This window comes from Streptosporangium sp. NPDC050284 (genome assembly GCF_044459525.1).
In the GTDB taxonomy this organism is placed as follows: Bacteria; Actinomycetota; Actinomycetes; order Streptosporangiales; family Streptosporangiaceae; genus Streptosporangium.
This window is the reverse complement of the sequence record NZ_JBITIZ010000006.1, coordinates 31,236-53,541: the sequence shown is the minus strand read 5'-3', so window position 1 is coordinate 53,541 and position 22,306 is coordinate 31,236. Positions and strand designations below refer to the sequence as shown.

Below are 22,306 nucleotides of genomic sequence, written 5' to 3'. Positions count from 1 at the left end.
CGCTCCTCAACCGCTCCGCAAACGCTTCGCGTGCTCCTGGAGTGACCGTACGCCGATGTCGCCGCGGACGATCGCCTGGATGCCCTGTACGGCCGCGGCGAGCCCCTGGACGGTGGTGATGCAGGGGATGGCGCGCAGCACCGCGGCGGTGCGGATCTCGTAGCCGTCCAGGCGCGGTCCCGCCTGGCCGGGACTGCCGAAGGGGGTGTTGACGATGAGGTCCACCTCCCCGTCCAGGATGCGCCGGACGATGGTCTGCTCGCCTTCGGGGCCCGTCCCCTCGCTGTGCTTGCGCACGATCTTGGCATGGACGCCGTTGCGGCGCAGCACTTCGGCGGTGCCCTCGGTGGCGAGGATCTCGAAGCCGAGGTCGGCGAGCGCCTTGACCGGGAAGATCATGGCGCGTTTGTCGCGGTTGGCCACCGAGACGAACGCCCGTCCCTTGGTGGGCAGCGAGCCGTACGCGGCGGCCTGCGACTTGGCGTAGGCGGTGCCGAAGAACTCGTCGATGCCCATCACCTCGCCGGTGGAGCGCATCTCGGGGCTGAGCACGATGTCCACGCCGCGGAAGCGGTTGAACGGCAGCACGGCCTCCTTGACCGCGATGGGCGCGTCCAGCGGCATGGTGCCGCCGTCGCCGGTCGGGGGCAGCAGGCCCTCGGCGCGCAGCTCGGCCACCGTGGCGCCCATCATCACCCTGGCCGCCGCCTTGGCCAGCGGCACCGCCGTGGCCTTGGAGACGAACGGGACGGTGCGGCTCGCGCGGGGGTTGGCCTCCAGCACGTACAGGATGTTGGCGGACATGGCGTACTGCACGTTGAGCAGGCCGCGCACGCCCACTCCTCGGGCGATCGCCTCGGTGGCGGCGCGGATGCGCTTGATGTCGTAGCCACCCAGCGTCATCGGCGGCAGCGAGCACGCCGAGTCGCCGGAGTGGATTCCGGCCTCCTCGATGTGCTCCATCACGCCGCCGAGGTAGAGCTCCTCGCCGTCGAACAGGGCGTCGACGTCGATCTCCACGGCCTCGTCGAGGAACTTGTCCACCAGCACCGGATGGTCGCTCGCCGCGCCGGCCTTGGCCATGTAGGAGGTCAGGGTGTCGTCGTCGTAGACGATGGCCATGCCGGCGCCGCCCAGCACGTAGGAGGGTCGCACCAGCACCGGGTAGCCGATCTCCGCGGCGATGGCCAGCGCCTCCTCCTCCGTCACCGCGACGCCGTGCTTGGGCGCGGGCAGGCCCGCCTCGGCCAGCACCCTGCCGAACGCACCGCGCTCCTCGGCGAGGTGGATCGACTCGGGCGAGGTGCCGACGATCGGGACTCCGGCGTCCTTGAGCGCCTGGGCCAGGCCGAGCGGGGTCTGGCCGCCGAGCTGGACGATGACGCCCACCACGGGACCGGTCTGCTGCTCGGCGTGGACGACCTCCAGGACGTCCTCCAGGGTGAGCGGCTCGAAGTAGAGGCGATCGGAGGTGTCGTAGTCGGTGGAGACCGTCTCGGGGTTGCAGTTGACCATGACGGTCTCGTATCCGGCCGACGACAGCTCGAAGGAGGCGTGTACGCACGCGTAGTCGAACTCGATGCCCTGGCCGATCCTGTTGGGTCCCGAGCCGAGGATGAGGACCTTGGGACGCTCCCCGTAGGGGACCTCGGTCTCCTCGTCGTAGGTGGAGTACAGGTAGGGGGTCTGCGCGGCGAACTCGGCGGCGCAGGTGTCGACGGTGTTGTAGACCGGGCGGACGCCGAGCGCGTGGCGCAGGTCGCGCACCCGCGGCTCGGTCATGTCGCACAGCTCGGCGATCTGCGCGTCGCTGAACCCGTACCGCTTGGCCCCGGTCAGCACCTCGGCGGTGAGCTGTGGCGCCTCGCGCAGCTCGGCGGCCATCGCGTCGATCGCGAAGAGCTGGTCGAGGAACCAGGGGTCGACGGAGGTCGCCTCCGACAGCTCCTCGATCGTGGCTCCGGCGCGGATGGCCTGCTGCATGGTGAACAGGCGCCCGTCGTGCGGAACGCGGCAGGCGGCCAGGAGCTCGTCCTTGGGGCCGGGCTCCCCCGCCCAGGTGAAGGAGGCGCCCTTCTTCTCCAGCGAGCGCAGCGCCTTCTGCAGGGCCTCTGGGAAGGACCTGCCGATCGCCATCGCCTCGCCCACCGACTTCATGTGGGTGGTGAGGGTCCGATCGGCGCCGGCGAACTTCTCGAACGCGAACCTCGGCACCTTGACCACGACGTAGTCGAGCGAGGGCTCGAACGACGCGGGGGTCTCCTTCGTGATGTCGTTGGGAATCTCGTCCAGGGTGTAGCCGATGGCGAGCTTGGCGGCGATCTTCGCGATCGGGAAGCCGGTGGCCTTGGACGCGAGCGCCGAGGAGCGCGAGACGCGAGGGTTCATCTCGATGACGACCATGCGGCCGGTGCGCGGGTCGACGGCGAACTGGATGTTGCAGCCGCCGGTGTCGACGCCGACCTCGCGGATGACCGCGATGGCCACGTCGCGCATGTTCTGGTACTCGCGGTCGGTCAGCGTGAGCGCGGGGGCGACGGTGACGCTGTCGCCGGTGTGCACGCCCATCGGGTCGATGTTCTCGATCGAACAGACGATCACCACGTTGTCGGCCCGGTCGCGCATGACCTCCAGCTCGTACTCCTTCCAGCCGAGGATGGACTCCTCAAGGAGCACCTCGGTGGTCGGCGAGGCGTCGAGGCCCGCCCCGGCGATGCGGCGCAGCTCCTCCTCGTCGTGGGCGAAGCCGGAACCCACCCCGCCCATGGTGAAGGAGGGACGCACCACCAGCGGGTAGCCCAGCTCGTGCGCGGCGGCCAGGCACTCGTTCATGGTGTGGCAGACGAACGAGCGCGCCGACTCGGCGTTGAGGCCGCGCTCGGCGGCGACCTTGGCCACGATGCCCTTGAAAAGCTCGCGGTTCTCGCCCGCCTGGATGGCGTCGACGTCGGCGCCGATCAGCTCGACGTCGTAGCGGTCCAGGATCCCGGCCTCGTACAGGGAGATCGCGGCGTTCAGCGCGGTCTGCCCGCCCAGGGTGGGCAGCAGCGCGTCGGGCCGCTCCTTCGCGATGATCTTCTCGACGATGTCGGGGGTGATGGGCTCGACGTAGGTGGCGTCGGCGAACTCGGGGTCGGTCATGATCGTCGCCGGGTTGCTGTTGACGAGGATCACGCGGAAGCCCTCGGCGCGCAGCACTCGGCAGGCCTGGGTGCCCGAATAGTCGAACTCGCAGGCCTGGCCGATCACGATCGGCCCTGAGCCGATCACCATGATCGACTGGATGTCCGTACGCTTAGGCACCCTTGCTTCCCTCCGTGCTCATGGTCGCGCCCGGCTCCTCGCCGGCTCCGCGGACGACTCGTCCCTCGCCGGCCACTCCGCCCGCTCGTCCCCTCAACCGCTCCGTGCTCATGGTCGCGCCCGGCTCCTCGCCGGCTCCGCGGACGACTCGTCCCTCGCCGGCCACTCCGCCCGCCATCAACGCGCAGAAGTCGTCGAACAGGCCGGCCGAGTCGTGCGGGCCCGCCGCGGCCTCGGGGTGGTACTGGACGCTGAACGCCGGGCGGTCAAGCAGCCGCAGCCCCTCGACGCAGTCGTCGTTGAGGTTGACGTGGCTGACCTCCGCCGGTCCGTACGGCGTGTCGAACACGCCCTCCAGCGGTGCGCGTACCGCGAAGCCGTGGTTGTGCGCGGAGATCTCCACCTTGCCGGTGCCCCGGTGCTGCACCGGCTGGTTGACGCCCCGGTGGCCGTAGCGCAGCTTGTAGGTGCCCAGCCCGAGCGCCCGTCCGAAGAGCTGGTTGCCGAAGCAGATGCCGAAGAACGGCACGCCCGCGTCGAGGACGCCGCGAAGCGCCTCGACCGGGCCGTCGGCGGTGGCGGGGTCGCCGGGACCGTTGGAGAAGAACACCCCGTCGGGGCCGATCGCGAGGATCTCCTCGGCGGTGACGGAGGCGGGCAGCACGTGCACCTCGCAGCCGCGCTCGGCCATCCGGTGCGGCGTCATCGCCTTGATACCGAGGTCGACGGCGGCCACGGTGAACCGTTTGGGACCGATCGCGGGCACGACGTACGGCTTCGAGGTGGAGACCTCGCCCGCCAGGTCGGCGCCCTCCATCGCGGGGCTGCCCAGCACCCGCTCCAGCAGCTCCTCGACCGGCGCCAGGGCCTTGCCGGAGAAGACCCCGGCCCGCATCGCCCCCCGCTCCCGCAGGTGGCGGGTGAGGGCGCGGGTGCCGGTGATGGCGATGCCGACGACGCCCTGCTCCTTGAGGTAGTCGTCCAGGGAACGGTTGGAGCGCCAGTTGGAGGCCACCCGGGCGGGCTCACGGACCACGTATCCGGCCACCCACACCCTCGACGACTCCGGGTCCTCGTCGTTGACCCCGGTGTTCCCGATGTGGGGCGCGGTCATCGCGACGATCTGGCGGTGGTACGACGGGTCGGTCAGCGTCTCCTGGTAGCCGGTCATCCCGGTGTTGAAGACCATCTCGCCGAAGGTCTCGCCCTCGGCGCCGTAGGGGGTCCCGTGGAAGACGCGCCCGTCTTCCAGGACTAGCACTGCGGTCACTCACACACCCCGATCATCTCGGTTACAGCTCCGCGAAGTATGAAATATCCGGCACGTTGGGTCGCCGCCCCGCCGCCGGACGGGACACCCTCGTGTCCCCGGGAGTAACCCCCACGCCTCGGCGAGGGAGGGGAGAAGCCGTCCGGGGCGGCGCCCGCGACGGTCCGGGCTCGGCGGACGAGGACCCTCACGTGAGCTTTCCGTCCAGGACGGTCGGCCTGCCGCGCAGGAGGGTCGCCACGACACGGCCCGGCAGGGTGAGGCCCTCGTAGGGCGTGTTACGACTTTTTGAAGCGTAGCCCCCGGGGTCGACCGCGGCGCGCACCGAAGGGTCGTAGAGGGTGATGTTGGCCGGGGCCCCGACCTCGATCGGCCGCCCCTGGCCCTGGAGCCTGCCGATCCTGGCGGGGGCGACGGACATGCGCTCGGCGACACCCGCCCAGTCGAGCAGACCCGTGTCCACCATCGCCTCCTGAACCACCGCCAGCGCCGTCTCCAGGCCGATCATGCCCATCGCCGCGGCGGCCCACTCGGTCTCCTTGTCCTCGACCGGGTGCGGGGCGTGGTCGGTGGCCACGCAGTCGATCGTGCCGTCGGCCAGGGCCTCGCGCAGCGCCTCGACGTCCTCGCGCGTGCGCAGCGGCGGGTTCACCTTGTAGATCGGGTTGTAGGAGCCGACCGGGGAGTCCTCGACGAGATCGTCGGTGAGGAGCAGGTGGTGCGGGGTCACCTCGGCGGTGACGTCCCAGCCCTTGGACTTGGCCCAGCGGATGATCTCCACGGAACCGGCCGTGGAGACGTGGCAGATGTGCAGGCGCGAGCCGACATGGGCGGCGAGCAGGCAGTCGCGGGCGATGATCGCCTCCTCGGCGACCGCGGGCCACCCGGTGAGGCCGAGCCGCCCCGAGACCGCGCCCTCGTTCATCTGCGCGCCCGCGGTCAGGCGCGGCTCCTGGGCGTGCTGGGCGACGACGCCGTCGAACGCCTTGACGTACTCCAGGGCGCGGCGCATGAGCACCGCGTCGGAGACGCACTTGCCGTCGTCGGAGAAGACCCTGACCCGCGCGGTGGAGTCGGCCATCGCGCCGAGCTCGGCGAGGCGCTCGCCGCCCAGGCCGACGGTGACGGCGCCGACGGGGTGCACGTCGCAGTGGCCCGCCTCCTGGCCCAGGCGCCAGACCTGCTCGACGACGCCCGCCGTGTCGGCGACCGGCTCGGTGTTGGCCATGGCGTGCACGGCGGTGTAGCCGCCGAGGGCGGCTGCGCGGGTGCCGGTGTCGACGGTCTCCGCGTCCTCGCGGCCCGGCTCGCGCAGGTGGGTGTGCAGGTCGACCAGGCCGGGCAGGGCGATCAGCCCTTCGGCCTCCACGACCTCGCCACCGGACAACCCCTGGCCGATCTCCACCAGCAGGCCGTCGCGGACCAGGATGTCGACCGGCTCGCCGCCGAGGATCCTGGCGCCCCTGATGACGATGCCGTCACGCGTGGCCCCGATGCGGTCGTTCATCAGATCTCTCCTCGGAGGTCGGCGCCGCCAAGCAGCAGGTACAGGACGGCCATGCGTGCGGTCACACCGTTGGCGACCTGCTCGACGATCGTCGAGCGCGGCGAGTCGGCCACCTCGGCCGCGATCTCCATGCCCCGGTTCATCGGGCCCGGGTGCATCACGATGGCGTGCTCGGGCATCTTGGCGACACGGTCGCGGTCGAGCCCGTAGCGGCGGCTGTACTCCCGCTCGGTGGGGAAGAACGCCGCGTTCATGCGCTCGCGCTGCACGCGCAGCATCATCACCACGTCGGACTTGGGCAGCACCGCGTCGAGGTCGTAGGAGACCTCGCACGGCCAGGAGCCGACCTGGACCGGGAACAGGGTCGGCGGGGCGACCAGGGTCACCTCGGCGCCGAGCGTGGCCAGCAGCAGCACGTTGGAGCGGGCCACCCGGCTGTGCAGCACGTCGCCGACGATGGTGACCCTCCTGCCGTCCAGCGGGCCCAGGCGGCGGCGCATGGTGAAGGCGTCGAGCAGGGCCTGGGTGGGGTGCTCGTGGGTGCCGTCGCCGGCGTTGACGACGCTGCCGCGCACCCAGCCGGCCAGCCGGTGCGGCGCGCCCGAGGCGCCGTGGCGGATGACGACGGCGTCGGCCCCCATCGCCTCCAGAGTGAGCGCGGTGTCCTTGAGCGACTCGCCCTTGGAGACGCTGGAGCCCTTGGCGGAGAAGTTGATGACGTCGGCCGACAGTCGCTTGGCCGCGGCCTCGAAGGAGATCCTGGTCCGGGTGGAGTCCTCGAAGAAGAGGTTCACCACCGTGCGTCCCCGCAGGGTGGGGAGCTTCTTGATGGAACGTTCCGAGATCTTCGCCAGCTCGTCGGCGGTGTCCAGGATGAGCAGGGCGTCGTCGCGGGTCAGGTCGGCCGCGGAGATCAGGTGGCGCTTCACCCCTCGTCCCCCTTCAGCAGCAGGACCGCGTCGCTGCCGTCGTTCTCCTCCAGGTAGACCTTCACGCTCTCGGACTTCGACGTCGGCAGGTTCTTGCCCACGTAGTCGGGTCGGATGGGCAGCTCGCGATGACCCCGGTCGACCAGGGCGGCGAGCTGCACGGCCTGCGGGCGGCCCAGGTCGTTGAGCGCGTCGAGTGCGGCGCGGACGGTGCGGCCCGAGTAGAGGACGTCGTCGACGAGGACGACCACCCTGCCGTCGATGCCGTCGGCGGGCAGCTCGGTGCGGCCGAGCGCGCGGGCGGGACGCAGCCGGAGGTCGTCGCGGTACATCGTGACGTCGAGGGAGCCCACGGGGACCGAGCGGCCCTCGAACTGCTTGATGTGGGCGGCCAGGCGGCGGGCCAGGTGGACGCCGCGGGTGGGAATGCCCAGCAGGACGACGTTCTCGCCGCCCTTGGTCCGCTCAAGGATCTCGTGGGAGATGCGGATGAGTGCCCGGTTGATGTCGGGCTGTTCAAGGACGGCGCGGGCGCCGCCCTGCGCGTGCGGTAGCGCACGCGAAATGGCCTCTGCCAAGGAGGAACACCACCTTTCCCGCCTCACGGGACGGGTCTTAAAGGAAGTCAACGACCTCAAGGTACCAGCTCGGTGACGGTTCGCCCGAACAGGGGTCCGCTTCGCGAACAGCGCGGGTCCGGCTCGACAATCTTCTCAAAAGTGAATAAATATCACGATCTTCGCTGACTTCCCCTTGGTCTTCCGGGTATGCGCTTTACATCCGCACCAAGGCGAAGCATGACGATCACCTCCCGGACGCGGCCGTCCCGGCGTGCCCGCCACCGGCCACCCCCGTCAACCAGCCGCTAAGGAAGAGAAATGACCTTTCACGTCGACTCCGAGGTCGGCCGGCTCCACCAGGTCCTGCTGCACAGGCCGGAACTCGCCCTGAAACGGCTCACGCCGTCGAACAAGGACGACTTCCTCTTCGACGACGTGCTGTGGGTCCAGCGCGCCGTGGAGGAGCACGAGGAGTGGCAGAGGCTTCTGGTCGACCAGGGCGTCACCGTCCACATGCTCTCCGACCTGCTCCACGAGACGGTCGAGATCCCCGAGGCGCGCAAGCACATCCTGGACGGCATCGCCGACGAGCGTTACTTCGGCCCGATGGCCGTCGACGCCATCCGCAACGCGCTCGACTCGATGGACTCCGTCACGCTCAAGCGCTATCTCACCGGGGGCATCACCAAGCGCGAACTGGTGGAGCTGGGCACCGATCCCAAGAGCCTCGCCTTCCACACGCTCAGGCCGGACGACTTCGTCCTGCCCCCGCTGCCCAATCACCTGTTCACCCGCGACACCTCCTGCTGGATCTACGACGGCGTCTCGATCAACGCGATGAGAAAGAAGGCACGCCGCCGCGAGACCCTCAACATGGAGGCGATCTACCGCTACCACCCGACCTTCGCGTCCGGCTACGACCGTCCGGAGGAGGGCGGCTACAACGTCTGGATGCCGGGCACCCCCGCGGCTCCCGCCACCATCGAGGGCGGTGACGTGCTCGTCATCGGCCGGGGCGCGGTGCTGGTGGGGATCAGCGAGCGTACGCAGCCCCAGGCGGTCGAGATGCTCGCGCGAAGCCTGTTCAGGCGAGGTGCCGCGACGAAAATCGTCGCGCTGGACATGCCGAAGGCACGGGCCTTCATGCACCTGGACACGGTCATGACCAACGTGGACGTCGGCGTCTTCACCAAGTTCGCGGGACTGGGCATGCTGCCCTCCTACACGGTCGAACCCGGCGACAACGAGAAGGAACTCAAGATCACTGACCATCCTCCCGAGGACATGCACCGGGCCATCGCGCGGGCGATCGGGCTGGACGACATCAAGGTCCTCAGCGCGACGCAGGACGTCTACTCCTCCGAGCGGGAGCAGTGGGACGACGGCTGCAACGTGCTCGCTTTGCGTCCCGGCGTGGTGGTGGCCTACGAGCGCAACACCACCACCAACAACCACCTGCGCGAGAACGGGATCGAGGTCATCACGATCCGGGGCAGCGAACTCGGCCGGGGCCGGGGCGGCCCGCGCTGCATGAGCTGCCCGCTCGAACGCGAGGGCATCTGACCCTCCCCCGCGGGAAGCCGGGACGGCGCTCGCGGGCCCGCGACCGGCACGCGGGCACGCCGCAGGCCGCCGTCTCCGACGGGCGGGACCGTCGCACCGGGTGTTCCCCGGAGGGCGCGTCGTTCAAGATCATACGCCCGTCACCGCCCCCCGCGACGCCGCTGCCGCAAACCATCCATAAGATGCGGGAATCAGGCGAAAGCACCGAAAAAACCGGAGTTTCCGTCATGTCGGGTAGGACAAGTGCGGCGTTTGAGGCGGACCCCACCGGATCGGATTCGACATCTTTTTTCCAATCAGCTTGACCTTAGGCGCCCACAGCTTTACCGTCACTGTCCGTAACCACACCTCGTGGCGTTATCGGGTGAACCCTGACGCACCGGTCACCAAAGGTGCCAGCCTCAGGCATCAACCCGGTGAACGGGGCATAAGTTGCGAGGTAGCACAATCAAGTTGAGAGCACTACATAACAGAGCCGGGGGGCCACACCATGCCGTCTGAGTACGCCAAGTCACTGGGTGCAAGACTCCGCGCCATTCGCACCCAGCAGGGCCTGTCCCTGCACGGAGTCGAAGAGAAGTCCCGGGGACGCTGGAAGGCGGTCGTCGTGGGCTCCTACGAGCGTGGCGACCGTGCCGTCACCGTGCAGAAGCTTGCCGAACTGGCTGATTTCTACGGGGTGCCGGTCTCGGAGTTGCTGCCGGGGGGTTCCGCTCCGAGCCCTCTTGGCCCGACACCGAAGCTTGTGATCGACCTTGAGCGTCTCGCCCAGCTCCCCAAGGAGAAGGCGGGCGCGCTCGCCCGTTACGCGGCCACCATCCAGAGCCAGCGTGGCGACTACAACGGCAAGGTGCTGTCCATCCGCCAGGAGGATCTCCGCTCCCTCGCCGTGATTTACGACAAGTCCCCCAGTGAGCTCACCGAGGAGCTCATCGGCTGGGGTGTCCTGGACCCGGAGGCCCGCCGAGCCGTCGAAGCCTTCTGACGACCCCTGACCGGTCGTGGGTGCGCCGCAACCGGCGTACCCACCCCGCAGAGCCCCTCGTTCTCAGCAGAACCTGTCCTTAGTTCCGCCCCGGGCTACAGCCATTGTGGTAGGAAAAGGCAGACACGCATTTAGCGAGGTGTGGTGGACATGGCCAGGGGGGATGATCGGATCGATCACTCTCGATCGACCTCCAAGACCCGTCTCCGCACCGCCCCGGCGCAGCCGGGATCGACCAGGACGCGCGCCTTTCCGCGGCTGCTGACCTCGATCGGCACCACCCGGACCCAGAGCACCCTGAAACTCCTGCCGTTCGTCGTGATGGCCGTGGTGGCCGCGATCGACTTCGGCACCGGCCCCACGTCCGGCCTTCTGCCGCTGCTCGCCCTCGGCCCGGCCTTCGCCAGCGTGGCCTGCGACCTGACCCGCACCACGGTGGTCGGCGTTGTCGCCCTGGCGCTGTGCTTCGCGCTCGGCCTCTACAACGACATCCTCTCGTCCCGCATCAACATCACCCTCATCGCCATCCTCGGCGTCACCGTGGCCGGCGTGCTGGCCAGCGCCGGACGGCTGCGCCACGAACGCCAGCTCGCCGACGTGCGCTCGGTGGCCGAGGCCGCCCAGCGGGTGTTGCTGCGCCCGGTGCCCCGCCGCGCGGGACCGGGCATCGGCGTGGCCGTCTCGTACACCTCCGCCACGGCGGAGGCCAGGATCGGCGGCGACCTGTACGAGGTCGTCACCACCCCGCACGGGGTGAGGATCATCGTGGGAGACGTCCAGGGCAAGGGCCTGGAGGCCGTGGAGACGGCCGCGGTCGCGCTCGGGGCCTTCCGTGAGGCGGCCCACGACGAGAGAACGCTCCAGGGCGTCGTGGGCCGCCTGGAGAACGCCCTGAGCCGCGAGCTGTCCGGCGAGCAGTTCGTGACCGCCGTGCTGGCCGAGATCAGCGGCGATTCCACCATCACCGTCATCAACTGCGGCCACCCGGCGCCCCTGGTGCTCGACGCCGACGGCGGGGTCTGGTTCGCCGACCCTCCGGACGAGGCGCTCCCGCTGGGTATGAGCGCCCTCAAGGCCGTCGAGCCGCGGCCGCACCACATCCCCTTCGAGCCTGGCGATCAGGTCCTCTTCTACACCGACGGGGTCATCGAGGCACGCGACGACGCGGGCGAGTTCTATCCGCTGCTGGAGCGGGCGTACCTGCTGGAGGGCGAGGACCCCCAGGGCTCGCTGGACGCCCTGCGCGCCGACCTGCTCGACCACGTGGGCAGGCCGCTGAGCGACGACGCCGCGATGCTCCTGCTGCGCCACCGCGCCGTCCGCCAGAACTCCACGGCGGCGTGAGGAAGAGCGCCGCGAGGGAACAGCGGCGCGAAAACGGCTTCACGGCGGCGTGAGAGAACACCGGCGCGAGAAAAGCGTGGGAGAACGAGGCACGAGGGAACGACGGCACGAGAACGTCCCCGTACGCCCTGCGCCCGCCGGCGGGACCGGTGGAGGCGGGACGTACGGGGACGGCGCCGATGAGCTCGGGCGGCCGCTCCCGGGTGGGAGGCCGCTCCCGCTCTAACCGGCTAGAGGGATCCGGCCCGGGAGCATGGGCTGGCTCGGGACACCGAGCAGCTTCTCCACGGTGGTGACGAACCGCTCCGCCTCGGAGATGAGCTCCTCGGCGTCTCGCGAGGACACCGTGCGGGTCAGGCCCGCCTCGGCGGCGGCCCGCTTGGCCGCGCTCGTCTCGAAGTAGGGTGCCCACTCGGCCAGGCGGGGCTCGGCCTCGGGCAGCAGCTCCCAGGCGCTGCGCAGCCTGCGCCTGCGACCCTGCATCGGACGGGGACGGGCCGCCAGGACAGCGGCGGCCGCCCTGAGCGCGGCGAGGTGGGCCGCGACGTAACGCGCGGCGGAGGTCCTGGCGGCGGCGGCCTCTTCGAGGCAGTCGCGCGCGTCTGTGAGGTGTGCCCGCACCGTGGGGGACAGCCGGGGCCCACCGGAATCGCCGAGCCGAGGGGTCATAGCGCTTCAGCCTCCTTGGTCGCAAGCGGCTCCGGCGTTTTCGCCGGTGGTATCACATTCGCAGACCCCACCGACAAATCCGCCGGACGACCGGACGAGGAGCTTCCCCTCTCCCCGTCCACCCTGACCTGGTCCGATCGTCTTCGCCGACGACATGGACCCGATCGGCCGCTCTTGGAACACGAGCCGCGAGCCCCGTGTCATCACATCGAACATAAATTCGATCACTAATACTGTCAAGTAAAACGACGAACAAAGGTTCGACCTTCGGGCATCTGGAGCACGCGAAAGGGCCCCGGGAGATCACCGTCTCCCGGGGCCCCTGCTCGCGCCCGGCGAGGGCACGACCGGCGGCTCGCGTTCCGCCGGATCGCCCCTACCGGACGAACCTGCCTCGGACGTGCACCGGCACTCCCGTACCGAGCAGCCCGGGAAGGACCTCCGCCACGTGCATCGGCAGTCGTACGCAACCGTGGGAGGCGGGCGCCAGCGGCACCGACAGCGCGCCGTGGAAGGCGATGCCCCCGTTGAAGAAGATCGGGTTGTAGAGCTGGCCCAGGTAGGACTTGTGCCAGCCGTCCCTGCGCCAGGTGGTCTTGTAGTCGCCGGTCGGCGTGCGCGCGTCACCGCAGAACCGCTGGGTCCTGCCCTCCCAGGTGGCCGTCTCGCAGTAGGCGATCCCGCTGCCGGAGGAGGTGTGGCTGATCAGCTTCACCGTGCCGTTCACGTAGAGGACCATCACCTGCTTAGCGAGGTTGACCTCCACCCGGGTCGGCTTGCCGTTGGGAACGAGCACCTTCGGCGCCAGGGGGGTCTCCAGAGCGTCCCAGGTCCTGCGTGCCACGGTGCTGGTCGGCGAGATGCCGTTCACCTTCTGGAAGGCCCAGATCGCCGTCAGGGTCGCCCCGCCGTAGCGGCCGTCGATCCTGCCCGGGGCGTAGCCGAGCTCGGTCAGCCGGGTCTGGAGCACCTTCACCGCGGCGCCCTTCGCACCGAGCTTGAGCGTTTTGCCGGGCGCGACGAACGAGGACGCGCCCGTCACCCCCGCCGTGACGGCCGGGGAACCCAACGTCCCCGCCGCCGCGGCGCCGGCAGGAAGGGCGACGCCCACGGAAGAGAGGAGCACGGCCCCCGCCGTCATCAGCGCGGCCACTCCCGGCCGCAGTCCAACCCCCATTTTCGATCAACTCCTCATATCACTATGGATCGGGTCAAGGGACCATAGCGCACGGTTTCCCCGTGCAGACAGCCGGTCATGAAACGGCAATCAACGGTCAATCTGTTTAGAGTGGCCGCGTGCCAGAAAAGTTGCATCCGAACATCGAGAAGGTCGCCGCCGTCCTGCGCGAGCACGGCGTCCCCGGCGAGATCGTCATCTTCGCGGAGGCCACCCCCACCGCCGCCACCGCGGCCGCGCAGCTCGGCTGCGAGGTCGGCGCCATCGCCAACAGCCTGATATTCGACGCCGACGGTGAGCCGCTCCTGGTGCTGACCAGCGGCGCCCACCGCGTCGACACCGACCTGATCGCCAGGACGGCCGGAGCGGAGAAGGTGAAACGCGCCGCCCCCGCCTTCGTGCGGGCGGCCACCGGCCAGGTCATCGGCGGCGTCGCCCCGATCGGCCACCCCGCCCCGGTCAGAACCCTGGTCGACACCTGGCTGGCCAAACACGAGGTCGTCTGGGCCGCGGCCGGCCACCCGCACACCGTCTTCCCAACCTCCTTCGACGAGCTCGTCCGCATCACCGGTGGGGTCCCCGTCGAGGTCGAATAACGGCTTCGCGCGGCTTTTGAAGTCGGTGTCCACGGGCTCGTGCCCCCGACCGGGCCTCCGCGCCCACGGCCCGGCGAGCTCGTACGCGCGACACGACCGGCCCCACACCGAGCGGGCCGCGGGTGAGCACGCCGGTGCTCCGTACGCACGACACGACGCTCGCGACCACGCCCGGAACCGCACGGCTCCGGGCGCGGTCGCGAGAAGCCGGTCAGGCCCTTCGTGACCGGGTCGGCAGGCGGGTGGGAAAGGCCGGGAAACTCCCTGGTGAGCGCCGGATAACCCTTCCTCGCCACGCGGTGACCCGTGCCACGTCCACCCTGCTAGGGTGCGACGCGTGATCGGACTGCGACGGATCGGCCCCGACGAGTTCACGCTCCGGCTGGACGCGGTCCTCGGCGTCTACACCGAGGCGATGAACCCTCCGGCCGACCAGGTCGCCGGCCGCAGGCTCATCATGGGAAACCACGCCACCCATCCCGCCTTCACCTGCCTGTTCGCCGAGCTCCCCGACGGCACCCCCGTGGGCATCGCCTACGGCTTCCACGGGGTTCCCGGCCAGTGGTGGCACGACGTGGTCAGGCGAGCCCTCGCGGACAAGTACGGAGAGGGCGGCGCCCGCGGCTGGCTGGGCGACGCGCTGGAGCTCGCCGAGATCCACGTCCGCCCCGACTACCAGGGCAAGGGCATCGGCCGGGCGATGATCACGGGGATGTGCGCGGGCCGCCTGGAGCGCACCGCCGTGCTGTCGACCCGCGACCAGCCCACCGCGGCACGCCACCTCTATCGCAGCGTCGGCTTCGTGGACCTGCTCACGCAGTTCGTCTTCCCCGGTGGGCACGAGCGCTACGCGATCCTCGGGAGCCCCCTGCCGCTGGGCGGCTGAGCCGCCCCGAAGGATCCGCGGTCTCAGGTCGGCAGCGGGGCGATCTCCGGCGTGTGGTCGAGCGCCTGGAAGACCTCCCGGGTCGCGCTTGAGCGGTTGAAGGTGATGAAGTGGATGCCCGGCGCGCCCTCGTCGAGCAGGGTCTGGCAGAGCTCGGCGGCGTGTTCGATGCCGAGGCTGCGCACCGCGGCCGGGTCGTCGGCGACGGCCGCGAACCTCTCGGCCACCTCCGGCGGGAACGGCGCCCCGGAGAGCTGCTCGGACCTGGCGATGGTGCTCATCTGCGTGACGGGCATGATGCCGGGGATGATCGGCGTGTCACAGCCGGCGGCGGCCACCCGGTCACGCAACCGCAGGTAGTCCTCGGCGCGGAAGAACATCTGGGTGATCGCGTAGTCGGCGCCCGCGCGGCACTTGCGCACGAAGTAGTCGGTGTCGGACTCGATCGAGGCCGACCTGGGGTGCTTGTACGGGAAGGCGGCCACGCCCACGCAGAAGTCGCCGGACTGCCGGATGAGCCGGACCAGCTCCTCGGCGTACAGGACGCCCTCGGGGTGGCGCACCCACTCGCCCGTCACGTCGCCGGGCGGGTCGCCCCGCACGGCGAGGATGTTGCGCACGCCCGCTCCCGCGAAGCGGCCGATCAGATGGCGCAGCTCGCGGAGGGAGTGGTTGACGGCGGTGAAGTGGGCGACCGGGGTGAGCGTGGTCTCGCGGGCGATCCGCTCGACGATGTCGACCGTGCGGTCGCGGGTGCTGCCGCCGGCGCCGTAGGTGACGGACACGAAGGTGGGGTGCAGTGACTCCAGCTCACGGACGGCGCGCCAGAGCTGACGCTCCCCCTCGTCGGTCTTCGGGGGGGAGAACTCGAAGGAGAACGAGCGGGCACCGGCAGCGAGGAGTTCGCGGACGGTGGCGACACGATCAGGGAGGACAGACGCGCGACCCAAAGCCATGGGGTCAAGGATACTTGCCCGGCCGCTCGGCCGCCCGATCAGATCATGTCCGCCGGACGTGGAGCGGACTTGTCACAATTAGCACGTAAACAACCACCCCTCTAGATCGAAATGTCCCCTTGGACCGTTAATCTCATTACCTGACCTCCTCACGCCGTCAAAGCCGGGGATTCCAATTTTCATAGATTGGGTTCCCTGCCTCATCCTCAGTCGCAAGGAACCCGGAGGTGTCGTGCCCCACCACACCGGCTCCACAGGCGTGCCACCTCTCCACCGGGCCGGCGGAGAGGGTCTTGTCCATCATGCGTACGGTGGTCGGGGTGTCATCACCGCCGGTCACGACGCCGGGATGCACGGCGCCGTACCGCGTTTTCCCCCCAGAGCTGAAGCCCAGGGTCTCCACACTGGAGGTATTCGATGATCACTTCTGCAGCCGCGTTGGACATGATCCGGTCCGAGGTGGATCGTTCTCTTCGGCGATTCGTCGAACAACAGCGCCCACAGGTCAGCGCTCCGGAGCTGGCGCCGCTCATCTCGGCGGCCGAGGATTTCCTCGCGGGCGGCAAGCGGCTGCGCCCCGCCTTCTGCTATTGGGGCTGGCACGGTGCGGGCGGGGGTGAGGAGCCCGCCATCTTCTCCGCCGCGGCCTCGCTTGAGCTGCTCCAGGCCAGCGCTCTGGTGCACGACGACGTGATGGACGCCAGCGATCTGCGCCGGGGCATGCCCTCGGCGCACCGCAGGTTCGAGGACCTGCACAGGAAGGCCCGCTGGCACGGTTCGGCCGAACAGTTCGGCGAGGGGGCCGCCATCCTGCTGGGCAACCTGATGCTCATCTGGTCCGGTGAGATGTGGCGCAACAGTGGCCTGCCGGCCGCCTCTCTGGCGGCGGCGCAGAAGGTCCACGACGACATGCGCACCGAGCTGATGTGCGGTCAGTACTTCGACCTGCTGGAGCAGGCGCACGGCGAGGGCACCTTCGAAAGCGCGCTGCGGGTCGCCCTCTTCAAGAGCGGCAAGTATTCCGTGGAGCAGCCGCTCAGGCTCGGCCTGGTGCTGGCGGCCCGGGGCAGGGAGCCCTGGATCGACCGGCTCTGCGAGGAGTACGGGCAGTCGGTGGGCATCGCCTTCCAGCTGCGCGACGACATCCTCGGCGTGTTCGGCGACCCGGACGAGACCGGCAAACCGGCTGGCGACGATCTTCGTGAGGGCAAGCGGACGATGCTCATCGCCCGCACGCTCGCCGTGGCCTCGGAGTCCCAGGCTCAGGTGGTGCGCACCACGCTCGGCGACCCGGACCTGGACGAGACGGGGATCGACCGGCTGCGTCAGATCATCGAGGAGACGGGGGCCCTCGTGGCGTGCGAGGACCTCATCAAGGGGTATCTGGAGAACGCCCTCGGCTCGCTGGAGGGCGCACCGATCCTCCCCGAGGCCCGCGCGGCCCTGGCCGACCTCGCGGTGGCCGCCACCTCCCGGCGGACCTGACCGTACCCGGCACACGACGGAACGGCTCACGACAGGACGGCTCGCGGCGTAGTCGCTCACGACGGAGCGGCTCCCGGCATGCCGCTCACGACGGGGCGGCTCCCGGCAGAGCCGACTCCCGACAGGCGGCGAACAGGACCGGGCCGACGACAGGGCGATCCGCCCGGCCATGGGCACGGTCCCCGCCGGGCGGCGAGCCGCCGGGACGGCGGAAGCCTCAGGCGGGAGCGTCCAGCCTCCGCCTGAACTCCGCCGCCACCGCCTTGGGGTCGTCGGCCTCGGTGATCGCCCGGACGACCACGACCCTGCGCACGCCGTACGACATGACCTCCTCCAGGTTGGCGAGGTCGATGCCGCCGATGCCGAACCATGGCCGGTCGGTCTCCAGGGCCGCGGCGTGCCTGAGCAGGCCGGGGCCCGGGGCGGACCTTCCCGGTTTGGTAGGGGTCGGCCAGATCGGGCCGCAGCAGAAGTAGTCGACTCCGGGCTCGACGGCCGCAGCGGACGCCTCCTCGGGGGCGTGAGTGGAACGCCCGATGAGGATGTCGTCGCCGAGCATGTCGCGCGCGACCCGCACCGGCAGATCATCCTGGCCGAGGTGGAGCACGTCGGGACGGATCGCGTACGCGATGTCGGCCCTGTCGTTCACGGCCAGGAGGGCGCCGTGCCGGTCGCAGGCCTCGCGGAAGACGGCGAGGAGGTCGAGCTCCTCGCGCGCCTCAAGGCCCTTCTCGCGCAGCTGCACGATGTCGACCCCGCCCGCGAGGGCGGCGTCGAGGAAGTCCGCGAGGTCTCCCCGGTCTCGGCGCCCGTCCGTGCAGAGATACAGGCGGGCGTCAGAAACCGAGGGCCTGGGCACGTCTCTTCACCTCGGTGTGGCGGCCCGCCACGATCGCGTCCACCGGTGAGCCCGGCAGCGTGTCGTCGGGAGTGAAAAGCCAGCGAAGGGATTCGACGTCGTCGTATCCGGCGTCCAGGAGCACGGTGAGGGTCCCAGGAAGGCCCTTGATCACGTCTCCGTCGACGAGGAACACGGCGGGGACCTGCGGCTCTCCGCCGCCCCTGCGCACTCCGATGAGCTTACGGTCCTTGAGAAGTTGCTTGGCGCGACCGGCGCTCAGGTTGAGCCTTCTGGCCACCTCGGTCAGGGTGAGCCACTCGCCCACCAACTGGTCGGTTTCCCGGTCGATCTGCGCAACAGAAAGCGTCACGAATCCACCACTACCACATCGAGCCCTTCGCCAAACACCCGGCGGCGAGGTTACGCCACCGTACAATCGCGCAACGCTATCGCAGGGTCGGTGAGGCGATCGACGTCGAGGCGCTGTCCGCCCTCGATGAGGCGGCGCCCCTGGACCAGATCGCGGGGGCGGTTGACCGAGAGCACCGCCGTGAGCCTGTCGTCCTCGGTCACCCAGCAGATCGCCCACCTGGGCTTCCCTTCGGCCGCCGGATCGCCTCTCAGGATGAGCCTGGCACCGTCGTGGTGGCCGGCGTACTGGACCATGTGGCCGAACTGCTCGGACCAGAAATAGGGGACCGGGTCGTAGACCGCGGCGTCGCCGAGGAGTGTGGCCACCGCGACGTCCGGGGCGCCCAGGGCGGTGTCCCAGTGCTCGACGCGCAGGCGGATGCCGTAGCGGCGCGACCACCAGGCGGCGCAGTCGCCCACGGCGACCACGTCGGGCAGCGAGGTGCGCAGGTGCTCGTCGGTGACCACGCCGTTGTCGAGCCTGATGCCGGATCCGGCCAGCCACTCGGTCGCGGGCCGCACGCCCACTCCGGTGACGACCACGTCGGCCTCCACCGCGGAGCCGTCCGCCAGAGTGAGCCCCCCGTGGTCGACGGAGGCGACCATGGTGCCCAGGCGCAGGTCGACGCCCGCCTCGGCGTACCAGGGGGCGGTGTACGCACCGACCTCGCCGAGCGCGGTGGCCAGCGGGGTGCGGGCGGCCTCGACGACGGTCACGGCACAGCCCGCCCTGCGGGCGGCGGTCGCCACCTCGGCGCCGATCCAGCCCGCGCCGATGACGGCGACCCTGACTCCCTCGCCGAGCAGGGAGCGCAGCCGGAGCGCGTCGTCGATGGTGCGCACCACGTGCTGGGGGCCGTCCCCGCGCAGCCTGATCGGGCGGGCACCGGTCGCGACGACCAGGCCGTCGTAGGCGATCTCGCCCTCGGTGGTCTCCACCACACCGGGATGGAGACCCTTGGCCGACACGCCCGCGCGAAAGTCGATCTCAAGCGCGTCGAGGTCGGAGTCGACGACCGTGGAATCGGTCTCGCCGAGCAGCACTCCCTTGGACAGGGGCGGGCGGTCGTAGGGCCGGTGCCGCTCCTCTCCGATCAGGGTGATCCTGCCGCCGAACCCACGGGCTCGTAACGCCTCCACGCTGCGCACACCGGCGAGGCCGGCTCCAACCACCACGACATGATTCACACTTCCCGACGATAAGCGGGAACCCCGTACTCCTACCAACGGTCGTTGATAACGAAAACGGGATTTACCTCACATCTAACGCGCTAAGCGTGTTGCCCCAGCCCTTAGGGTGAGAGGAGAAGACGCGCGGGAGCCCGGAACGCACCGGGCTGAGAGGAGGGCTGCGGACGAGGAAGGACCCCCTGCGAGCTGGTGATGTGCGAGGAGAAGCGCCCCGCACGGCACGGCGAGCGAGGTCCGGAGACGACCGCGAGCGGGCCCTCGACCGCCACGAACCTGATCCGGGTCATGCCGGCGAAGGGAGCGGAGCACGTATGGCGGACCATCTCGACCTCCTCGTCGTGGGCGGCGGCGTGATCGGCCTGTCGGTGGCGTGGCGCGCCGCCGTCCTGGGCCGCAGGGTGGCGGTCGCCGACCCCGCGCCGGCCTCCGGCGCCTCGTACGCGGCGGCGGGCATGCTGGCCCCGGTGAGCGAGGTCACCTACACCGAGGAGCCGCTGCTGCGGCTGGGGCTCGCCTCCCTGAAGCGCTGGCCCGCCTTCGCCGCCGAACTGGCGGACGCGAGCGGGCACGACCTCGACTACCGCACCGACGGCACGCTCGACGTCGCCTTCGGCTCCGACGACCTGGCGGCGCTGGACGACCTCGCCGCCTTCGTCTCCAGGCTGGGGCTGCCCGCCGAGCGGCTCACCGGCCGCGAGTGCCGCCGCCTGGAGCCCATGCTCGCCCCCGCGGTCCGCGGTGGCCTGCTGGCCGGCGGCGACGCCTGGGTGGACCCCAGGAGGGTCACCGCGGCACTCCTTGCGGCCCTGGAGCGCGCGGGCGGCGCCCTGGTACGCGCCCGCGCGGCCGAGCTGATCACCGCCTCGGGAAGGGCCACCGGGGTACGCCTCTCGACCGGCGAGACCGTCGGAGCCGACCTGGTGGTCCTCGCCGCCGGAGCCTGGTCGGGCTCCCTGGAGGGGGTGCCCCCGGAGGCGCTGCCCCCGGTACGGCCGGTCAAGGGCCAGATCATGCGACTGCGCTCCCCCGCGCCGATCCTGCGGCGGTGTGTGCGCGGGGTCGTTCACGGCTCGCACGTCTACCTGGTCCCGCGCGGCGACGGCGAGACGGTCCTCGGCGCCACCCAGGAGGAGATGGGCTTCGACACCCGCGTCACGGCCGGTGGACTGTGGGAGCTGCTGCGCGACGCGCGGGAGCTCGTCCCCGGGGTGACCGAGCTGGAGGTGGCCGAGATGACTGCGGGCATGCGTCCGGGCACCCCGGACAACCTGCCGCTGATCGGCCCCACGATCGTGCCCGGTCTCCACCTGGCCACCGGGCATCACCGGGGCGGGGTCCTGCTCGCGCCGCTCACCGCCGACCTCTGCTCGCAGGAGACGGGCGAGACGGACGCCGGGCTCTCCGCGATCTGCTCGCCGCTCCGCTTCCGTGATCGCGGCGCCCAGGACCGCCACCGGGAGCACCGTTCCCGGGAACTCGATTCCCCAAAACCTCCGCCATGGGAGCACCGCCTCCGGGAGCACACACCGCAGGAGTACAGATGAACGTGACCATCAATGGCGCCGCGCACGAGTTGCCCCCGGGTGCGACCGTCGCGCAGGCCGTACGGCGGCTGACCGAGGTACGGAACGGGGTGGCCGTCGCGGTGAACGACGAGGTCGTCTCGCGCGGCGCCTGGGATTCCACGGCGCTCGTGGAGGCCGACCGCGTCGAGGTGCTCACCGCGGTCCAGGGAGGCTGACCGGTGACGAAGGACGCGAGAGGGATCGACAGGTCTATGACGGACGCCAGGGAGGCCGGCCGGTTGACGACGGACCCGGTGGACGATCTGGTCATCGGCGGCGAGAAGTTCTCCTCCCGCCTCATCATGGGCACCGGGGGCGCCCCGTCCCTGGAGATCCTCGACCAGGCGCTCGCCGCCTCCGGGACCGAGCTGACCACCGTCGCGATGCGGCGGCTCGACCCGTCCGCGCGGGGTTCGGTGCTCGACGTGCTGCGACGGCGCGGCATCAAGGTGCTGCCGAACACCGCGGGTTGCTTCACCTCCGGTGAGGCCGTGCTGACCGCCAGGCTCGCCAGGGAGGCGCTGGAGACCGACTGGGTCAAGCTGGAGGTCATCGCCGACGAGCGCACTCTGCTGCCCGACCCCATCGAGACCTTCGACGCGGCGGAGCGGCTGGTCGCCGACGGGTTCACGGTGCTGCCCTACATCGGCGACGATCCCGTACTGGCACGCAGACTGGAGCAGGTGGGCTGCGCGGCGGTGATGCCGCTGGGTGCGCCGATCGGCTCGGGACTCGGCATCCGCAACCCGCACAACATCGAGCTGATCGTGGAGTTCGCGAGCGTGCCGGTGATCCTGGACGCCGGGATCGGCACGGCCAGCGACGCGGCACTCGCCATGGAGCTCGGCTGCGACGCGGTCCTGCTGGCCACGGCGGTCACCCGGGCACAGCGTCCCGCCCTGATGGCCCAGGCGATGCGCTCGGCCGTCTCCGCAGGCCGGGCCGCGCGTATGGCCGGGCGGATACCCCGGCGTCGCTACGCGGAAGCCTCCTCTCCCTCGATCGACAGGCCGCCGACGGTCCATCGATAGAAAACCACCACGTCTCGGCATCGGTTTGGGATTCGGG

The 22,306-nt window shown here is 70.4% G+C and carries 20 protein-coding genes; 9 read left to right on the top strand and 11 right to left on the bottom strand.

What is annotated here, in order from left to right:
• Positions 1 to 6 precede the first annotated feature (6 nt).
• The 5 genes from carB to pyrR all read right to left on the bottom strand — a co-directional run bounded on the left by carB (position 7) and on the right by pyrR (position 7,587).
• The gene (gene carB, locus ACIBH4_RS15940; protein ID WP_362507134.1) at positions 7 to 3,303 is read right to left on the bottom strand and encodes a carbamoyl-phosphate synthase large subunit; all 3,297 of its coding nucleotides are present in this window, start codon (positions 3,301 to 3,303) and stop codon (positions 7 to 9) included.
• The gene (gene carA / locus ACIBH4_RS15935; RefSeq protein ID WP_362507137.1) at positions 3,296 to 4,573 is read right to left on the bottom strand and encodes a glutamine-hydrolyzing carbamoyl-phosphate synthase small subunit; all 1,278 of its coding nucleotides are present in this window, start codon (positions 4,571 to 4,573) and stop codon (positions 3,296 to 3,298) included. Before carA ends, carB begins: the two co-directional genes overlap by 8 nt.
• Before the next feature lie 187 nt (positions 4,574 to 4,760).
• Complete coding sequence (locus ACIBH4_RS15930) at positions 4,761 to 6,080, bottom strand: dihydroorotase (protein ID WP_362507139.1); 1,320 nt, start codon at positions 6,078 to 6,080, stop codon at positions 4,761 to 4,763.
• Positions 6,080 to 7,009, bottom strand: a complete 930-nt coding sequence (locus ACIBH4_RS15925) for an aspartate carbamoyltransferase catalytic subunit (RefSeq protein ID WP_350948037.1) — start codon at positions 7,007 to 7,009, stop codon at positions 6,080 to 6,082. The genes ACIBH4_RS15930 and ACIBH4_RS15925 overlap by 1 nt, the downstream gene beginning before the upstream one ends.
• Positions 7,006 to 7,587, bottom strand: coding sequence for a bifunctional pyr operon transcriptional regulator/uracil phosphoribosyltransferase PyrR (gene pyrR, locus ACIBH4_RS15920; protein ID WP_362507143.1), 582 nt, complete (start codon positions 7,585 to 7,587; stop codon positions 7,006 to 7,008). The genes ACIBH4_RS15925 and pyrR overlap by 4 nt, the downstream gene beginning before the upstream one ends.
• 300 nt (positions 7,588 to 7,887) lie before the next feature.
• On the opposite strand from pyrR, the gene ACIBH4_RS15915 reads away from it, so the two are divergent.
• The 3 genes from ACIBH4_RS15915 (at position 7,888) to ACIBH4_RS15905 (ending at position 11,461) form a co-directional block, all read left to right on the top strand.
• Positions 7,888 to 9,132 carry an arginine deiminase gene (locus ACIBH4_RS15915; RefSeq protein WP_362507146.1) on the top strand — a complete coding sequence of 415 codons (1,245 nt, stop codon included), beginning with the start codon at positions 7,888 to 7,890 and terminating at the stop codon, positions 9,130 to 9,132.
• A 490-nt stretch (positions 9,133 to 9,622) separates the two neighbouring features.
• Positions 9,623 to 10,117 carry a transcriptional regulator gene (locus ACIBH4_RS15910; protein WP_350948034.1) on the top strand — a complete coding sequence of 165 codons (495 nt, stop codon included), beginning with the start codon at positions 9,623 to 9,625 and terminating at the stop codon, positions 10,115 to 10,117.
• Between the two features lie 150 nt (positions 10,118 to 10,267).
• A complete protein-coding gene (locus ACIBH4_RS15905) occupies positions 10,268 to 11,461 on the top strand; it encodes a PP2C family protein-serine/threonine phosphatase (protein ID WP_362507149.1) in 1,194 nt (397 codons plus the stop codon).
• 222 nt (positions 11,462 to 11,683) lie between these two features.
• Here ACIBH4_RS15905 and ACIBH4_RS15900 read toward each other — a convergent pair whose 3' ends face one another.
• Both ACIBH4_RS15900 and ACIBH4_RS15895 read right to left on the bottom strand, forming a co-directional pair.
• Positions 11,684 to 12,130 carry an SAV_6107 family HEPN domain-containing protein gene (locus ACIBH4_RS15900; protein ID WP_362507152.1) on the bottom strand — a complete coding sequence of 149 codons (447 nt, stop codon included), beginning with the start codon at positions 12,128 to 12,130 and terminating at the stop codon, positions 11,684 to 11,686.
• A gap of 376 nt (positions 12,131 to 12,506) precedes the next feature.
• Positions 12,507 to 13,307 carry a L,D-transpeptidase family protein gene (locus ACIBH4_RS15895; RefSeq protein WP_362507155.1) on the bottom strand — a complete coding sequence of 267 codons (801 nt, stop codon included), beginning with the start codon at positions 13,305 to 13,307 and terminating at the stop codon, positions 12,507 to 12,509.
• Positions 13,308 to 13,426: 119 nt separating this feature from the next.
• Between ACIBH4_RS15895 and ACIBH4_RS15890 the strand changes: the two genes are divergently transcribed.
• Together ACIBH4_RS15890 and ACIBH4_RS15885 are read left to right on the top strand one after the other, a co-directional pair.
• Positions 13,427 to 13,903, top strand: a complete 477-nt coding sequence (locus ACIBH4_RS15890) for a YbaK/EbsC family protein (RefSeq protein ID WP_362767339.1) — start codon at positions 13,427 to 13,429, stop codon at positions 13,901 to 13,903.
• Between the two features lie 337 nt (positions 13,904 to 14,240).
• The gene (locus ACIBH4_RS15885; protein ID WP_362767336.1) at positions 14,241 to 14,789 is read left to right on the top strand and encodes a GNAT family N-acetyltransferase; all 549 of its coding nucleotides are present in this window, start codon (positions 14,241 to 14,243) and stop codon (positions 14,787 to 14,789) included.
• Between the two features lie 23 nt (positions 14,790 to 14,812).
• Here the strand turns inward: ACIBH4_RS15885 and metF are convergent, their stop codons facing one another.
• The gene (gene metF, locus ACIBH4_RS15880) at positions 14,813 to 15,745 is read right to left on the bottom strand and encodes a methylenetetrahydrofolate reductase [NAD(P)H] (protein WP_362507164.1); all 933 of its coding nucleotides are present in this window, start codon (positions 15,743 to 15,745) and stop codon (positions 14,813 to 14,815) included.
• Positions 15,746 to 16,162: 417 nt separating this feature from the next.
• On the opposite strand from metF, the gene ACIBH4_RS15875 reads away from it, so the two are divergent.
• Positions 16,163 to 17,230, top strand: coding sequence for a polyprenyl synthetase family protein (locus ACIBH4_RS15875; RefSeq protein ID WP_362507167.1), 1,068 nt, complete (start codon positions 16,163 to 16,165; stop codon positions 17,228 to 17,230).
• A 217-nt stretch (positions 17,231 to 17,447) separates the two neighbouring features.
• Here the strand turns inward: ACIBH4_RS15875 and thiE are convergent, their stop codons facing one another.
• The 3 genes from thiE to ACIBH4_RS15860 are packed head-to-tail and all read right to left on the bottom strand — an operon-like array spanning position 17,448 to position 19,670.
• Positions 17,448 to 18,089, bottom strand: a complete 642-nt coding sequence (gene thiE, locus ACIBH4_RS15870; RefSeq protein WP_362507170.1) for a thiamine phosphate synthase — start codon at positions 18,087 to 18,089, stop codon at positions 17,448 to 17,450.
• Positions 18,067 to 18,441: an Rv2175c family DNA-binding protein gene (locus tag ACIBH4_RS15865; protein WP_362507173.1), complete on the bottom strand. Its 375-nt coding sequence runs from the start codon at positions 18,439 to 18,441 to the stop codon at positions 18,067 to 18,069. Before ACIBH4_RS15865 ends, thiE begins: the two co-directional genes overlap by 23 nt.
• Before the next feature lie 50 nt (positions 18,442 to 18,491).
• On the bottom strand, positions 18,492 to 19,670 hold the full coding sequence (locus ACIBH4_RS15860; RefSeq protein WP_362507176.1) for an FAD-dependent oxidoreductase: 1,179 nt from the start codon (positions 19,668 to 19,670) through the stop codon (positions 18,492 to 18,494).
• Between the two features lie 314 nt (positions 19,671 to 19,984).
• On the opposite strand from ACIBH4_RS15860, the gene thiO reads away from it, so the two are divergent.
• Genes thiO through ACIBH4_RS15845 form a run of 3 tightly spaced genes read left to right on the top strand, consistent with a single transcriptional unit; the run spans position 19,985 to position 22,269 of the window.
• On the top strand, positions 19,985 to 21,217 hold the full coding sequence (gene thiO / locus ACIBH4_RS15855) for a glycine oxidase ThiO (protein ID WP_362507179.1): 1,233 nt from the start codon (positions 19,985 to 19,987) through the stop codon (positions 21,215 to 21,217).
• Positions 21,214 to 21,414 (top strand): sulfur carrier protein ThiS, encoded by a 201-nt coding sequence (gene thiS, locus ACIBH4_RS15850; RefSeq protein ID WP_362507182.1) that lies wholly within the window; start codon positions 21,214 to 21,216, stop codon positions 21,412 to 21,414. The genes thiO and thiS overlap by 4 nt, the downstream gene beginning before the upstream one ends.
• A 36-nt stretch (positions 21,415 to 21,450) precedes the next feature.
• On the top strand, positions 21,451 to 22,269 hold the full coding sequence (locus ACIBH4_RS15845) for a thiazole synthase (RefSeq protein WP_362507185.1): 819 nt from the start codon (positions 21,451 to 21,453) through the stop codon (positions 22,267 to 22,269).
• Positions 22,270 to 22,306 lie beyond the last annotated feature (37 nt).